The organism is Parahoeflea olei (assembly GCF_001703635.1).
In the GTDB taxonomy this organism is placed as follows: domain Bacteria; phylum Pseudomonadota; class Alphaproteobacteria; order Rhizobiales; family Rhizobiaceae; genus Hoeflea; species Hoeflea olei.
Genome location: NZ_LQZT01000010.1, coordinates 12,438 through 27,125, shown reverse-complemented (window position 1 = coordinate 27,125; position 14,688 = coordinate 12,438). Strand labels below are relative to the sequence as shown.

Annotated in this window: 12 protein-coding genes and 2 riboswitches; of the genes, 7 read left to right on the top strand and 5 right to left on the bottom strand. The window is 65.9% G+C overall.

Features of this window, described 5'->3' with window-relative positions:
* Position 1: 1 nt before the first annotated feature.
* The 4 genes from AWJ14_RS08080 to thiB form a co-directional block, all read right to left on the bottom strand.
* Positions 2 to 1,510, bottom strand: coding sequence for a M48 family metalloprotease (locus AWJ14_RS08080; RefSeq protein WP_066177264.1), 1,509 nt, complete (start codon positions 1,508 to 1,510; stop codon positions 2 to 4).
* 163 nt (positions 1,511 to 1,673) lie between these two features.
* Positions 1,674 to 2,399, bottom strand: coding sequence for a thiamine ABC transporter ATP-binding protein (locus AWJ14_RS08075; protein ID WP_066177261.1), 726 nt, complete (start codon positions 2,397 to 2,399; stop codon positions 1,674 to 1,676).
* Entirely contained in the window at positions 2,396 to 4,030 is a 1,635-nt protein-coding gene (locus AWJ14_RS08070) for a thiamine/thiamine pyrophosphate ABC transporter permease ThiP (protein ID WP_066177383.1), read from the bottom strand. Before AWJ14_RS08070 ends, AWJ14_RS08075 begins: the two co-directional genes overlap by 4 nt.
* Before the next feature lie 46 nt (positions 4,031 to 4,076).
* On the bottom strand, positions 4,077 to 5,087 hold the full coding sequence (gene thiB / locus AWJ14_RS08065) for a thiamine ABC transporter substrate binding subunit (protein WP_066177258.1): 1,011 nt from the start codon (positions 5,085 to 5,087) through the stop codon (positions 4,077 to 4,079).
* 38 nt (positions 5,088 to 5,125) lie between these two features.
* Positions 5,126 to 5,234, bottom strand: a riboswitch (TPP riboswitch).
* 64 nt (positions 5,235 to 5,298) lie between these two features.
* On the opposite strand from thiB, the gene AWJ14_RS08060 reads away from it, so the two are divergent.
* Positions 5,299 to 5,952, top strand: a complete 654-nt coding sequence (locus AWJ14_RS08060; RefSeq protein WP_066177256.1) for a thiamine diphosphokinase — start codon at positions 5,299 to 5,301, stop codon at positions 5,950 to 5,952.
* A 2-nt stretch (positions 5,953 to 5,954) separates the two neighbouring features.
* Entirely contained in the window at positions 5,955 to 7,787 is a 1,833-nt protein-coding gene (locus AWJ14_RS08055; RefSeq protein WP_066177251.1) for an ABC-F family ATP-binding cassette domain-containing protein, read from the top strand.
* 22 nt (positions 7,788 to 7,809) lie between these two features.
* On the opposite strand, the gene AWJ14_RS08050 is transcribed toward AWJ14_RS08055, so the two are convergent.
* Positions 7,810 to 8,184 (bottom strand): hypothetical protein, encoded by a 375-nt coding sequence (locus tag AWJ14_RS08050; protein WP_066177248.1) that lies wholly within the window; start codon positions 8,182 to 8,184, stop codon positions 7,810 to 7,812.
* A 186-nt stretch (positions 8,185 to 8,370) separates the two neighbouring features.
* Here AWJ14_RS08050 and AWJ14_RS08045 point away from each other — a divergent pair, with 186 nt between their 5' ends.
* The 5 genes from AWJ14_RS08045 (at position 8,371) to AWJ14_RS08025 (ending at position 14,613) form a co-directional block, all read left to right on the top strand.
* A complete protein-coding gene (locus tag AWJ14_RS08045) occupies positions 8,371 to 9,213 on the top strand; it encodes an AAA family ATPase (RefSeq protein ID WP_066177245.1) in 843 nt (280 codons plus the stop codon).
* A gap of 73 nt (positions 9,214 to 9,286) precedes the next feature.
* Positions 9,287 to 10,522, top strand: coding sequence for a GGDEF domain-containing protein (locus AWJ14_RS08040; protein WP_066177243.1), 1,236 nt, complete (start codon positions 9,287 to 9,289; stop codon positions 10,520 to 10,522).
* Positions 10,523 to 10,625: 103 nt separating this feature from the next.
* A riboswitch (SAM riboswitch) is annotated at positions 10,626 to 10,703 on the top strand.
* A gap of 58 nt (positions 10,704 to 10,761) precedes the next feature.
* Entirely contained in the window at positions 10,762 to 11,709 is a 948-nt protein-coding gene (locus AWJ14_RS08035; RefSeq protein ID WP_066177240.1) for a homoserine O-succinyltransferase, read from the top strand.
* Between the two features lie 7 nt (positions 11,710 to 11,716).
* Positions 11,717 to 12,178: a GNAT family N-acetyltransferase gene (locus AWJ14_RS08030; RefSeq protein ID WP_066177237.1), complete on the top strand. Its 462-nt coding sequence runs from the start codon at positions 11,717 to 11,719 to the stop codon at positions 12,176 to 12,178.
* Between the two features lie 230 nt (positions 12,179 to 12,408).
* On the top strand, positions 12,409 to 14,613 hold the full coding sequence (locus AWJ14_RS08025) for a methyl-accepting chemotaxis protein (protein WP_066177234.1): 2,205 nt from the start codon (positions 12,409 to 12,411) through the stop codon (positions 14,611 to 14,613).
* The last annotated feature ends 75 nt before the right edge of the window (positions 14,614 to 14,688 follow it).

Genomic DNA, 14,688 nt, shown 5'->3' with positions numbered 1-14,688 from the left:
GCTATAGGTCGGTGACGATCTTGACCCGCTGCCCCGGGACCAGGGCTTCGCCAGGCGACAGCGCGTTGAGCAGGCGGAACAGGTCCACCTTGCGCTCGACGCCGCGCATGCGGGCCGAGAGCGAGGCGATCGTGTCGCCCGCGCCGACGGTGACGATGCGGATGCGCAGGGGCTTCAGCGCGGCGATCTCGGCCGCCGACATTTTCTCGAAACTTGCGCGCACCACCGCGGCGGTGGCTTCCAGTTCGGTGCTGCCCTGCGGCGCTGCGGTCAGGAACCGGTAGATCCGGTCCTTGACCCGGATCACGGTGATATCGAAGATCCAGCGGTCGGCGCTGGCCCGGGCCGTGGCCGCGGGCAGGCCTGCGATGCGGGTTTCCCGGATCGATGCCGGATCGAGCCCGGTGACCCAGCCACTGGCAACGTATTTGGCAAGCGATTGCCGCCCGTCGTCGGTCACGCCGTCGAAGCGGATGGCGAGATCGCGCGGGCCGGTGGCGAGCACGGCTTCGGCATTGTTGTCGATGCGGAAGCCTTGGGGCACCGAAAACCGCACGCCGAGCACGGGGTGAAGGAACTGGGTGCCGCGGACATAGCCTTCGTTGGGGCTGTCGCCGAACAAAAGGCCGTCGATGCCGTCGAGATAATAGTCGCGGCCGCGATCGCCCACGCCTTCGGGTCCGAAGGCCCGCGCATGGCCCTTGGCAAGCTCCACCCGCTGCGGTGCGTTGGGATGGCTTGCCAGAAAGTCGAGGCTCGCATCGGAGGATCCGGGATCGACCGCCGCAAACCGCTGGTTGGCGTTCATGGATTCGAGGAACCGCGCCGCCGCATAGGGATCATAGCCGGCTTCGCCCAGCATCCGCACGCCGATCACATCGGCCTGGAGTTCCTGGTTGCGGGAGAAGGCGGCGAGCGAGAGCTTGCCGCGGGCGATCACCTGGCGTCCGGCAATCGAATTGGAGAACAGCTCTTCGGCCACCTGGCCCGCAAGCTCCACTTCCTTTTCGCGCCGCTGCCGTTCGAGGCCGTGATTGGCGGTGACATGGGCCATCTCGTGCGACAGTACGGCGGCCACTTCGGAGGCGTCGTTGGCAAGCGCAAGCAGCCCGCGGGTGACGTAGAGAAAGCCGCCCGGCAGCGCGAAGGCATTGACCGAGGGCGAATTGAGCACGGTGATGCGGTAGGCCTGTTGCGGGTTTTCCGACACCAGCGTCAGCGCGCCGACGATCCGTGCCACCAGCCGCTCGGTCTTGGCATCGTGAAACTCGCCGCCATAGCTTGCGATGATGCGCGGATGCTCGCGCGCGCCGATCCGGGTGCGCGGGTCCGATGCCCCCGCCTTCTCCGCTGTCTGCGGCGTGTCCGACGGCTTCACGCTCGAGGGGTAGAAGTCGATCCCGGTTGTTTCGCAGCCGGCAAGGGCAAGCATGCCAATGAGCACCACCGCGGCGAAGCGGGGTCTGGTCGCGGCGGACAGGATCGGCTGGGGCAATGCGATATGTACCATGGTCCGGATGTGCGGTCGGATGTTTCATGCCGGAGCGGAGGCGGGAGTGCTCCAGAAGCCGGTGCGATATTCACGGGTGTATCTCACTTCGGGCCGCTTCTCCAGTGGCAAAGCCTCACGTCGAAATTGTGGCGTGACCGCGCAGAGCGGGCGCGGGCGCGTATCACGCCCCGCGCTGGCGACCGAGATAGGCCTCGAGCTCGGGCAGGTCGGTGCGGTCGAAGAAGCCCGCGGCATCGGCATCGGCGGCGATCTTGCCCTTGCTGATCAGCAGGATGCGGTCGGCGGCGGCGCGGGCCTCGTCCGGATCATGCGTCACCATCAGCACGGTTGCGCCGACCTCGGCGCGGATTTCGAGCATCAGCCGCAGCATGTCGGCGGCCAGGCCCGGGCCGAGCCCGTCGAAGGGCTCGTCGAGCAGCAGCAGCGGCCGGCGGCGCACGAAGGCACGGGCCAGCGCCACGCGCTGCCGCTCGCCCCCCGAGAGCGATCCGGGCTGGCGTTTGCCGAAGCCCGCAAGCCCCACGCGGTCGAGTGCGGCTTCGACCCTGGCCCAGGCCGCGGCGTCGAGCTTCAGGGCCGGGTCGAGCCCGAGGCCGATATTGGTGCGGATATCGAGATGGGCGAACAGGTTGTTGTCCTGAAACACCATCGACACACCGCGCGTGGCCGGGGGCAGTCCGCCGACCGGCTTGCCATCGATCCGGATTTGGCCCTCGCGTGGTTCCAGAAAGCCGGCCGCCAGATTGAGCAGGGTCGACTTGCCCGCGCCGGAGGGGCCGAGGATCGCGGTCACCGTGCCCGGTTCGCGGCTGAACGCAAATTCCGCGCTCAGCTCGCCGACCCCGTAGGCGACGCGGTCGAATTCGATGGCGGGTGTCGTGGTCATGGCAGGTCCTTGCGTGCCCGGGTAAAGGTGCCGGCGCCGAACCGGTCGGCCACCACCATCAGCGTCATGGTCGTCGCCCCGAGCAGCAGCGCCAGCCCCGCGGCGTCGGCGGTGCGGTAGCTGCCGAGCTTCTGGTAGAGAAGCCAGGGCAGTGTCAGGATACGGTCGCTGCCGAACAGCGCCACTGCTCCGAGATCACCGAGCGACAGCGCGACTGCAAAGACGAAGCCGGTGGAAACAGGCGCCAGCATGGCCGGGATGTCGATCTGGCGAATGCGGTCGATGCCGGTGATGCCGAGCGACAGCGCCAGCCTGCCGTTGCGTTCCATCGCGCTTTGGTGAGCGGGCTCGATCACCCGGATGACGAAAGGCAGGGACATCAGCGCGTTGATCAGCACGATCACCGCCAGCGGCGCGATCAGTTGCCCCGAGCCGCCGCCCAGCATCAGGAACCAGCCGGCGCCGAGCACCACCGGCGGCACCAGCAGCGTGAGTGAACTGGCCGCTCCGGTCATGCCTGACAGCAGCCCGAGCGCGGGCGAGCCCGGCCGGGCGCCGGCCGAGTGGCGCGCGCGCACCATCAGGCCGGCGAGGCTCACCGAGAGGATCGCCGCGGCCAGGCCGATGCCGAGGCTGGTGGCGGTCGCGCGCCAGAACTGCGCGCTCGACAGCAGTCGTCCGAGATCGGCGGCAAGACCGGATGTCACCACGGCGACAAGCGGTGCGGCGACGAAGGCGCCCGACAGGGCGATCAGCGTGATATCGGGCAGTGCGCGCCAGCCGCGACCGGCATCGGGGCGGCTCGGGCTTCCGCCGCGGGTGTCGCCGGCCTCCGCCGGCAGCGAAATCAGCCGGAGTGCCAGCATCACCGCCAGGGTAAGGCCGATCTGGATGGCCGAGAGCAGCACCGCGCGGCCGGGATCGAAATCGAACCGCAGCGCCTGGTAGATGGCGACTTCGAGCGTGGTCGCCGCGGGGCCGCCGCCCAGCACCAGCACCAGCGTGAACGAGGTCGCGCAGAGCATGAAGATAAGCCCTGCCGCAGCACCCGCCGAGCGGCGCATGGCGGGCCATTCGACCAGCCGGAACAGGCTCATGCCGCCCATGCCGAGATTGGCCGCGGTCTTCCAGTATTCCGGCGGCAGCCGTTCGAGGCCGGGCAGGATGAGCCGTGTGGCGAGCGGCATGTTGAAGAACACATGGGCAAGCAGAATGCCGCTCAGCCCATAGATCGAGAACGGTGTCTCAAGGCCGAGCACGGACAGTCCGGCATTGGCCAGTCCGTTCCGGCCCCAGACCTCAAGCAGCCCGAGGGCCGCGACCAAGGGCGGCAGGCCGAGCGGAACCGCGAACAGGCTGATCAGCCAGCGCCGTCCCGCGAATGCCGGCCGGCGGGCCAGCGCCCGGGTCAGCGGAATGGCCAGGCCCAGGCTCAACAGCGTCGACAGGCCGGCCTGCAGCAAGGTGAAGCGGGTGATCCGCATCAGGTAGGCACCCTGGCCGGACCCGAGCCCCGCCCCGGTTCCCTGCGCCACCAGCACCCAGATGGGCGCGAGCAGCGCCAGGCCGATCAGCAGGATGGCAGCCACGCCGCCGCCGCGGGCGGCGCGGTGCTCCCCCCGTGTCAACATGGGCCTGGGCAACAGGGGGCGGGCAAGCATCGCTCGATGGCCGGGGTCAGCGGCTCATGGCGCCAAGCCATTCCGCGATCCAGGCGCTCCGGTTGGCCGCGACCTCGTCGGAGGGATAGAGCAGGTCGGTCGAGGGCGTGACCAGTTTCGAGAAGGCCTCGGGCAGTTCCATCGTCACCGCCGCAGCCGGCATCATCCAGTTGTGGGTCGGAATCTCGTTCTGGAAGCCCGGCGTCATCATGAATTCGAGGAATTGCCGGGCCAGCTCCTTGTCCGGCGCATTGGCGAGCAGGCCCGCCACCTCGATCTGCAGATAGTGGCCTTCGGCGAATGCGGCCGCCTGGTAGCGGTCGGTGTCCTCGGCGACCATGTGATAGGCGGGGGAGGTGATGTAGGACAGCACCATCGGCGCCTCGCCCGAGGTGAACAGGCCATAGGCTTCCGACCAGCCGGGCGTGACGGTGAGCACGCGGCCGCTCAGTTTCTCCCAGGCCTTTGCGGCCTCATCGCCATAGACCGACTTCATCCACAAAACCAAACCGAGCCCCGGAGTCGAGGTGCGCGGGTCCTGGATCACGATCTTCTGGTTCGGGTCGCCTTCGACCAGTTCCTTGAGGCTGTGCGGCGGCGTGTCGATCGCTTCGGTGTCGTAGATCACGGCGAAATGGCCGTAGTCATAGGGGATGAAGACGTCGTCGGAATAGCCGCCAGGAACGGAAATGGCCGACGTGTCGAGGCCATGCGCCTCGAACAGGCCGGTGGCCTTGGCTTCGGTAACGAGATTGGTGTCGAGGCCGAGCACGACGCCTGCCTCGGCGCGGTCGCCTTCGAGCCGGAGCCGGTTCAGGAGCGCCACCCCATCGGCGACGCCGACCCACTTCAACTCGCAGCCGCATTCGGCTTCGAAACTGGCCTTGATCTTGGGGCCGGGGCCCCACTCGGTGTTGAAGCTGTCATAGGTGTAGACAGTGAGCGTCCTGTCGGCAGCGGCGGCGGTGCCGGGCGTGAGCGGAAGAGAGGCTGCCAGGACAGCCGACACAAGCAGTGATGTGCGCATGGTTCGCGCCTCCTTTGGTTCGTCAAACAGGAATAGGCGCGGGAAGCACGTCTAATCCCTCCGCCGGTACAAACCGGATCAGGTTCTTCGGGTTGGCCGTCTGGCCTCTCAGCCCGGTCGGATCACCGGGCACCCCGTTAGAGCGGAACAAGACATAGAATTTCTGCGGGGCGCTGGCAAGTCCGCGCAAAGCTGCTATTGGCTGTGCGCCATGACAGCTGTTGAACCCTTTGCAATCCTTCTGGGCGGCGCGCTCGAGGTCGATGACCGCGTTCGCCGGCTCGTGCGTGGCGCGCGCGCGATCGCCGCCGATGGCGGAATGGCCCATGCACGCGCGCTTGGTCTTGAGCCGGAACTGTGGGTCGGCGATTTCGATTCGACCGCGCCGGACCTCATCGCCGCGCATGCCGGCACGCCGCGACTGCCGTTCGCCGCCGAAAAGAACTTCACCGACGGGGAGCTCGCCGTCGAGCAGGCGATCGAGCGGGGCGCGAAGCGCCTGGTGCTCGTCGGCGCCTTCGGCGGGCAGCGCACCGATCATGCGCTGATGCATCTCCTGCATGCGGTGATGCTGGCCGAACGCGGGCTGGACGTGGTGCTGACCTCGGGCAGCGAGGAAGCCGTGCCGCTGCTGCCGGGCCATGTCGAACTCGACCTTCCTGCCGGGTCGCTGTTCTCCGTGATCGGCTTCACCGCGCTGGTGGGGCTCAGTCTCGGCAATGCCAAATATCCGCTCGATCGCGCCGATATCGGTTTCGGCGCGTCACGCACCATTTCCAATGTGGCTGCAGGCAGGGTCCGGTTCGACCTTGCCGAAGGGCGCGCGCTGATCGTCGCCCGGCCGCATGATTTTTCGGGAGCCTGACGATGGCGCCACCCATCCTCAAACTTGACGATATCCGCCTGTCCTTCGGTGGCACGCCGCTGCTCGACGGGGCCGAACTGCAGGTGGAGCCGGGCGACCGGATCTGTCTCGTCGGCCGCAACGGCTCGGGCAAGTCGACGCTGCTCAAGATCGCCGCCGGCCAGGTCGAGCCGCAATCGGGCGAGGTGTTCCGGCATCCCTCCGCCACCATCCGTTATCTGCCGCAGGCGCCGGATTTCGACGGGCATGCCACGGTGCAGGCCTATGCGGAGGCCGGGCTCGGCCCGTCCGACGACATGCACCGGGTGAGCTATCTGCTCGAGCACCTGGGGCTCGATCCGATGGCCGATCCGCAGACGCTGTCGGGCGGCGAGGCGCGGCGGGCGGCGCTGGCGCGCGTGCTTGCGCCAGAACCCGACATCCTGCTGCTCGACGAGCCCACCAACCATCTCGACCTGCCGACCATCGAATGGCTCGAAGAGGAACTCATGCGCAGCCGTGGCGCGCTGCTGGTGATCTCGCATGACCGTCGCTTCCTCGAACGCGTGAGCCGCGCCACCGTCTGGCTCGACCGGGGCCGCTCGCTGAGGCTCGACCGCGGCTTCGAGCATTTCGAGGCCTGGCGGGATTCGGTGCTGGAGGCAGAGGAGCTCGAACAGCACAAGCTCGGCCGGCAGATCGAACGCGAGGAGCACTGGTTGCGCTACGGCGTCACCGCCCGGCGCAAGCGCAACATGCGGCGGCTCTCCGAGCTCAAGACCATGCGCGCCGAACATCGCGGCCACAAGGGCGCGGTCGGCCGCATCAATGCCCAGGTCGCCGACGGCCGCGAGTCCGGCAAGCTGGTGATCGAGGCCGAAGACATCGCCAAGAGCTTCGGCGGCGCGCCGGTGGTGCGTGGCTTCTCGATGCGGATCAACCGCGGCGACTGCATCGGCATCGTCGGCCCCAACGGCGCCGGCAAGACGACGCTGCTGAAGATGCTGATCGGGGAACTGGAACCCGACAGCGGCGCGGTGCGGCACGGCTCGAAGCTCGATATCGCCGTGCTCGACCAGCGCCGCGAGGTGCTCGATCCGGATGAAACGCTTGCGCATTACCTGACCGACGGACGCGGCGACAACCTGCTGGTCAATGGCGAAGCCAAGCATGTGACGGGCTACATGAAGGATTTCCTGTTCCAGCCGGAACAGGCGCGCACGCCGATCCGCAATCTCTCGGGCGGCGAAAAGGCCCGGCTGGTGCTGGCGCGAATTCTCGCGCGCCCGACCAATCTGCTGATTCTCGACGAGCCCACCAACGATCTCGACATGGAGACGCTCGACCTGTTGCAGGAAGTGGTCGCTGCCTATGCCGGAACCGTGATCCTGGTGAGCCACGACCGCGATTTTCTCGATCGCACCGTGACCTCGACGCTGGCGCCGGCCAATCCCGACGCGCCGGACGGGCGCTGGATCGCCTATGCCGGCGGCTACACCGACATGCTGGCGCAGCGCGGCGCCGAAGCGCGCGAGACCAAGGCACGCGCGTCCCAGGAGGCAGCCCGGACGCAGCCCGAGGCGTCCAAGCCGCCGGCTTCCGGCCGCGACGCGTCGCGCAAGCTCTCCTACAAGCAGAAATTCGCGCTCGAAAACCTGCCCGGCAAGATCGAGGAAGCCCAGCAGAAACTGGCCGCCATCGAGACGGAGATGGCCGATCCGGCGCTGTTTGCGAAGAACCCGGACGGTTTTGCCGCGCGCGCCAAGGCCCATGACGTCCTCAAGGCCGAGATCGAGGCGATGGAAGCCGAATGGCTCGAACTCGAGATGCTGCGCGAGGAGATCGAGGGCAGGTAGCTTGCTCGCGCCGCCCCCCGGCTCAGCCGGCCGGGGTGACCGAGGAAATCACGAAGGTGTGCAACTCGCCCGCGTCGTGATCGCGCACGGAGATATATTCGCCGGTCTTGAAGACGTGGCTCGACAGCCGGTAGCCGGTTTCGTCGTCGTCCTCGTCGGCGGGGTCGTAGTCGAAGACCCAGCCGGCCTTCGCGTCATGCACGAGATAGCCCAGTTCGGACCGCGCGCCATCCCAGAACCGGACCACGGTGCAGGCCGCGGGCGCCTTTTCCCAGGCCGCCTCGTCGAGATGGCCGTCCGCGTCGAGCGGCGCATGGATGTCATAGCCGCGATGGACATTGCCTTCCGGAAACTCCTTGTTGCGGGCCATGACCAGATGGATGTGATAGAGCGTCATGCCGGTCTCCCTTCGACAGAACTTCAAGCTGGCGTTCAGTGTGCCCCCCGGGGGCTCCGGTCGCATTGATCTGGAACAACCGGTCTAGGGTGCGGGCGGCGCCAAGGCGCGGGTTGCGTCCCATCGCCGGATATGGTGTCAAGGAGAGCATGAAACGGCCGCGCGATGGCGGCGCATGGAGGGCTTATGCAGTTTGAAGGCACTTCGGCCTATGTGGCGGACAAGGATCTCACCGTCGCGGTCAATGCGGCGATCCGGCTCGAGCGGCCTTTGCTGGTCAAGGGCGAGCCCGGCACCGGCAAGACCGAACTGGCCCGCCAGGTGGCCCAGTCGCTGGGTCTCGACCTGATCGAGTGGTCGGTCAAATCCACCACCAAGGCGCAGCAGGGGCTCTACGAGTATGACGCGGTCAGCCGGCTGCGCGACAGCCAGCTCGGCGACGAGCGGGTCAATGACGTGGCCAATTACATCCGCCGCGGCAAGTTGTGGGATGCGTTCGCCGCCGACAAGAAGACGGTGCTCCTGATCGACGAGATCGACAAGGCAGATATCGAGTTCCCGAACGACCTGCTGCAGGAACTCGACCGGATGGAGTTCTTCGTCTACGAGACCGGCGAGACCATTCGCGCGCGGCAGCGGCCGATCGTCATCATCACCTCCAACAACGAGAAGGAACTGCCCGACGCGTTCCTGCGTCGCTGCTTCTTCCACTATATCCGTTTTCCCGACATGGAGACGCTGCAGCGCATCGTCGACGTGCATTATCCGGGCATCAAGCAGGCGCTGGTGCGCGAGGCGCTGACCCAGTTCTACGCGATCCGCGAGACCGCGGGCCTCAAGAAGAAGCCCTCGACCTCGGAAGCGCTCGACTGGATCCGGCTGCTGGTTTCCGACGACGTCGATCCCGAGACGCTGCGAGGCGACGCGCGGAACGCGCTGCCGAAATTGCACGGCGCGCTTCTGAAGAACGAGCAGGATGTGCACCTGTTCGAGCGGCTCGCCTTCCTCGCCCGCCAGCGCGGGACTTGACTGTTGCAGTAATCAATTAGCCACTTTTTTCTGTCAGCTTGCGCGCCATTCATGGACCATGAAGGCGCTACGATTGTTCATTGCTGACTTGTCCTACCAATGGCTTGGCCCCATCATTTTCCTGTCGGTCGGCGTGGCCTTCCTGCTGCTTTATTGGCATGACCGCAGCCAGCATGCCGCCCTCCACCTGGCGGGCTGCTATTTTCTGCTGATGACGGCCCTGCTCGGGCTGATGCTCGGCGATGCGGGCAAGTATCCCGCATTGGCGTTCCTGATCCCGGCCGCCGTCTATGGCGGAAACTTCCTGCTGTTGCGCGGTGTCGCCTCCCTGTTCGGGCAGAAATTTCCCCGCATTGCCTTTCTCGCAGCGCTGGCTCTCTCCGTGGCCGGGCTGATCTATGCCGGCGAGACTTCGGCGCCGTTCGGGGTGCGTTATGCAGGCACCTGTGGTTTCATGATCGTGGTCGACCTGATCTGCTGCGTGCTGATCTGGCGGGGACGGAACCATCGGGTCGATACCGTCATCGCCGTCGTCTTCCTGGCCCATGCCGCGGCCATCGGGGCGCGGCTCGTCGCCATGACCCTGTCGGGAACCGAGATTCTCACCCATGCCGCGTTCAAGGGCAGTCATGTTGCCCTGGCGATGCAGACCGGCAATGCGATCTTCGCCATCTTCATCGGGCTTGCGCTGTTCGCCCGCTATGCGACGACGTTGGTGACGCGGCTCAGCCATCTGGCCGAGACCGATCCGCTGACCGGCCTTCTCAACCGGCGTGCGTTCCAGGCCATGGTTCCTGCCATGCGGGCAGCATCCGCGCCGCTGCCGACGGGCCTGATCATCTGCGACATCGACCATTTCAAGCAGATCAACGATTCCTTCGGCCACGATGTCGGCGACATCGTGCTCAGGACCGTGGCCGAGCTGTTGCGCAATGTGGCGGGCGAAGGAGCGATTTGTGCCCGGATGGGTGGAGAGGAGTTCTGCATCTTGCTTCCCGAATCCAATGCCGAGATGACGCGCCTGGCCGCGGCTCGGCTCCGGGTGGCGATCGAGATGCAGCAGATGGTGAGCTCCGGCCAGAAGTTCGGGCTGACGGCCAGTTTCGGCTATTGCGAGCTCCGGCCCCAGGACGATTTGCGCGTTGCCATGGCCTGCACCGATGCGGCGGTCTACCAGGCGAAGGCCGCCGGGCGGAACACGGTCCGGGTCGCGCCCGCCTTGTTCGATCCGGAGGCGGACAAGAGGCTGTTCCCGGCTCTGCCCCGGGCGGATGGAAAGCCCGGCTCCGCCATGCCCGGACCTGCCTGAGCGCCCTGGACGCCGGAGGCGCCGGGTCGCGGCCCGGTGCGGGTCCCGATTCCGGCCATGTGGGGCAATAGGCGGAGATTGATTTCCGTTCAGGCCGGATCTAGATTGCAGCCGTGGTGATTTGGCCGGCCGGCTTGCAGCCACGTTAAAAAACTCGCTAAAGGGCCGACGGGACAGTTTCCCTCCGGACCGGCAGCGTTTCTCTCGCGGCCGGTTTTTGCGTTGGAGGTCAGTGCGTCATGCCGATCCGTATTCCCGATGGTCTTCCTGCCCGTGATATCCTGGTGCGGGAAGGCGTTCAGATCATGGATGAATCCGTTGCCGTCCGGCAGGATATCCGTCCGCTGCATATCGGGCTGCTGAACCTCATGCCCAACAAGCTCGCCACCGAAACGCAGATCGCCCGGCTGGTCGGCGCGTCGCCGCTGCAGGTGGAACTGACGCTGGTGCGGATCGGCTCGCATGTCGCCAAGCACACCTCGGAAGAGCACCTGATCAATTTCTACCATACCTGGGACGAGGTGAAGCACCGCAAGTTCGACGGCTTCATCATCACCGGCGCGCCGATCGAAACCCTGCCCTTCGACGAGGTGACCTATTGGCCGGAGATGGAGCAGATCCTCGACTGGACCACGACCAACGTGCATTCGAGCTTCTTCGTCTGCTGGGGGGCGATGGCGGCAGCCTGGCACTTCCACCGGGTGCCGAAGCGGGCGCTCGACCGCAAGGCCTTCGGCGTCTACCGGCACCGCAACCTCAATCCCGCCTCTCCCTATCTGATGGGGTTCTCGGATGATTTCCAGGTCTCGGTGTCGCGCTGGACCGAAGTCAGGCGCGAAGACCTGACGTCGGATTTCGACGTGCTGATGGAAAGCGACCAGACCGGACTGTGCCTGCTGCACGAGGCCTTCGCCAACCGGCTCTATATCTTCAATCACATCGAATACGACTCCGGCACGCTTGCCGAGGAGTATTTCCGCGACGTCACGGCGGGGGTGGCGATCAATCCGCCGCACAATTACTTCCCCGACGACAATCCCGACAAGAAGCCGTCCAACCGGTGGCGCAGCCATGCCTTCCTGCTGTTCGGCAACTGGATCAACCAGGTCTACCAGACCACGCCCTTCGACATCGAGGACATCGGCGCGGATCGCGAGACCGCAAAGGCGCCGGCGACGGCGAAGTGAGAAGACCATGAGCAAGATCACGATTCGCCCGGTCGAGGCCGGGGACGAGGCCGATTGGCGCCGGCTGTGGACGGGCTATCTGGAATTCTACGAGTCGACCGTCGCGGAAGAGATCTACCGGACCACCTTCGCCCGTCTCGTGTCGGATCACGATGCCAGCGAGGCCGCGTTCTACGAGCCGCGCGGGCTGCTGGCGCTGGCCGATGGCCGACCGGTGGGGCTGGTGCATTACTTCTTCCACCGGCACTGCTGGCACCTCGAGCATGTGTGCTACCTGCAGGACCTGTTCGCCGATCCCGAAAGCCGCGGCAGTGGTGTGGGCCGGGCGCTGATCGAAGCGGTTTATGACGAAGCCGATGCGGCCGGGTGCCCGCGGGTCTACTGGATGACGCAGGAGTTCAACGCGACCGCGCGCAAGCTCTATGACCGGATCGGAACCCTCACTCCGTTCATCAAATACAGCCGCTGAGGCAGGCCGCGCACCACCGCGGCAAATGGCCTCGCTTGAGTGCAGTTCCGGCCCGCGGCGCGCTTTCGCCGCGGTTGCCCCGGTGCGCACGGCCGGCCATCCGTGCAGCTATCAATAATTGCCCGATTTCTTCGAGTTCCTGCACGAAAAGTTTCATCAATTTTTAGTAAAGTCACGCCGATATCTTCGCTCGTATTGGCAATGACGTATATAATTTGGAGGATGTATTGGTGAGCGAAATTGATATCAAGCGACCCATGTGGGTCAAGATGACCGCTTACGGCTTCGCAGCGGTTCTGTTTGCCAGCGCCACGATCGGCGGTCTGGCCTGGTACAGTCAGTCCAGCATGAATGAACAGGCAGTATTGAAGGAATTCAATGCGGACCTTGCCGTGCTCGAAGCAGACATGGAGGCGCAGAAGCGGGCGGCCGCCTCGCTTGCGCTGACCGTCGCCAGCGAACCGGATCTCGCCGGCCTGATCGCAGGCAACGCCCGCGAGGCGCTGATTGCCCGCTATGCCGGCAGCCAGGCAGGCGTGATTGCGAACTCGGGTCTCGGCCTTATCACCTTCAGCCGGGACGGCGTCGTGGTGGCACGTGTTCATGCCCCCACCAAATTCGGTGACGATATCCGGGGACGCCGGAAGATGATCGTCGCCACGCTGGCGGACAAGAAGCTTCATGCCGGCGTCGAACCGGGGCGGACCTCGGTCAATGTGTTCGCCACGGCTCCGGTGATGAAAGACGGGCAGATTGAGGGCGTCGTCGACATCGGCAGCGAACTGAACGCGGACTATTTCTCGCGCATCGCCGACAAGACCGACGCGCAGATCGCCATTCACATCCTCAAAGACGGGAAATTCGAAACGCAGTCGTCGACATTCGACGGGGCAACCATGCTCTCGCCCGAAGAACTCACGGCGGTTTTCGAAGGCAGCCAGCCGCTCAAGATGATGTCGGCCGGCAAGCGTGACTACGCGGTCAACGGCACGGTCCTGGAAAATTTCTCCGGGGAAAGGATCGGCGTCATCGAGATGGCTTCCAACGTGACCCCCGTGGTGGCCGCCGGGCAGGCCGCCACCTGGATGTCGATCGTCGGCACGGTCATCGTCTCGCTGCTGTCGCTGCTCGGCTTCTTCTTTTACGCCCGCTCCTTCTCCGGCACCATCAGCCGGATGACGGGGACCATGGCCCGTCTCGCCAATGGCGACCTGGAGGTCACGGTCCAGGACCAGGACCGTCCCGACGAAGTCGGCGCCATGGCGCGGGCGGTGCAGGTCTTCAAGCAATCCGGCCTCGACAAGATCCGGCTCGAAGCGGAGGCTGACGCGCAGCGAAATCACGCCGAGCAGGCGCGCAACCGCAGCAGCGAAGCCGAACGGATCAGGGCACAGGAGATGGAGCAGGCGACCAAGGGCCTGGCGGAAGGCCTGAAGCACTTGGCCGATGGCGATCTTTCGTTCCAGCTCACACAGCCCTTCGCGGCCGATTTCGAAGGCCTGCGCGGCAACTTCAACGCCGCCGTCGCCCAGCTCGGCGATACCTTGCGCTCGGTCGCGGAAGCATCCAAGCAGATCGATACCGGTTCGCGCGAAATCAGCCAGTCGGCGGAGGATCTCTCCAGGAGAACGGAACAGCAGGCAGCCTCGCTCGAGGAGACGGCCGCGGCGCTCGACCAGATCACCGCGAACGTGACCAACTCGACGCAGCGCGTCGAGGAGGCGCGGGCTGCGGCGGTGCAGGCCAACCAGAGTGCGGTGCAGTCGGCCACGATCGTCTCCAATGCCGTCGATGCGATGGGCAAGATCGAGCAGTCTTCGAGCCAGATCTCCAACATCATCGGCGTCATCGACGAGATCGCCTTCCAGACAAACCTCCTGGCGCTGAATGCGGGCGTGGAGGCGGCGCGCGCCGGCGAAGCCGGCAAGGGCTTTGCCGTCGTCGCCCAGGAAGTCCGGGAACTCGCCCAGCGCTCGGCCCAGGCTGCCAAGGAAATCAAGGATCTGATCCGCAATTCCTCGGTCGAGGTCGAAGGCGGCGTCCGGCTGGTGCATGAAACCGGCGAGGCGCTGAAGGCGATCGAGAACTACATCGTGACGGTCAACGACCACATGACGGCGATCGCCAGTGCCGCCAAGGAACAGTCCGTGGGCCTGACGGAGGTCAATACTGCGGTCAACCAGATGGACCAGGTCACCCAGCAAAATGCCGCCATGGTCGAGGAAAGCACCGCGGCCAGCGCGTCCCTCTCCGACGAAGCCGGCCGTCTGGGCGCGCTGATCGGCCAGTTCCGCCTCGCCGGCGGCACCGGTGGGCAGGCGGCAGCGCTGCGTGAGGTCGCGGCCGTCATGGCCAAGCCGGCGTCGTCTGCGGGCCGTCCCGCCCGAAGCCAGGGCAATCTGGCGGTCAAGGCAGAGGAGTGGTCGGAATTCTGACCGGTCTGCCGGCGGGACCCTGTTGCGGCCGGACGTGACCCGTCCGACCTCGACCCGCCCAAACAGCCAAGGCGT

Coding starts and splice junctions, on each gene's coding strand:
- AWJ14_RS08070 (WP_066177383.1), bottom strand. CDS start 4,030: ATGTTGACACGGGGGGAGCACCGCGCCGCCCGCGGCGGCGGCGTGGCT.
- AWJ14_RS08060 (WP_066177256.1), top strand. CDS start 5,299: ATGACAGCTGTTGAACCCTTTGCAATCCTTCTGGGCGGCGCGCTCGAG.
- AWJ14_RS08045 (WP_066177245.1), top strand. CDS start 8,371: ATGCAGTTTGAAGGCACTTCGGCCTATGTGGCGGACAAGGATCTCACC.
- AWJ14_RS08080 (WP_066177264.1), bottom strand. CDS start 1,510: ATGGTACATATCGCATTGCCCCAGCCGATCCTGTCCGCCGCGACCAGA.
- thiB (WP_066177258.1), bottom strand. CDS start 5,087: ATGCGCACATCACTGCTTGTGTCGGCTGTCCTGGCAGCCTCTCTTCCG.
- AWJ14_RS08030 (WP_066177237.1), top strand. CDS start 11,717: ATGAGCAAGATCACGATTCGCCCGGTCGAGGCCGGGGACGAGGCCGAT.
- AWJ14_RS08075 (WP_066177261.1), bottom strand. CDS start 2,399: ATGACCACGACACCCGCCATCGAATTCGACCGCGTCGCCTACGGGGTC.
- AWJ14_RS08055 (WP_066177251.1), top strand. CDS start 5,955: ATGGCGCCACCCATCCTCAAACTTGACGATATCCGCCTGTCCTTCGGT.
- AWJ14_RS08050 (WP_066177248.1), bottom strand. CDS start 8,184: ATGACGCTCTATCACATCCATCTGGTCATGGCCCGCAACAAGGAGTTT.
- AWJ14_RS08035 (WP_066177240.1), top strand. CDS start 10,762: ATGCCGATCCGTATTCCCGATGGTCTTCCTGCCCGTGATATCCTGGTG.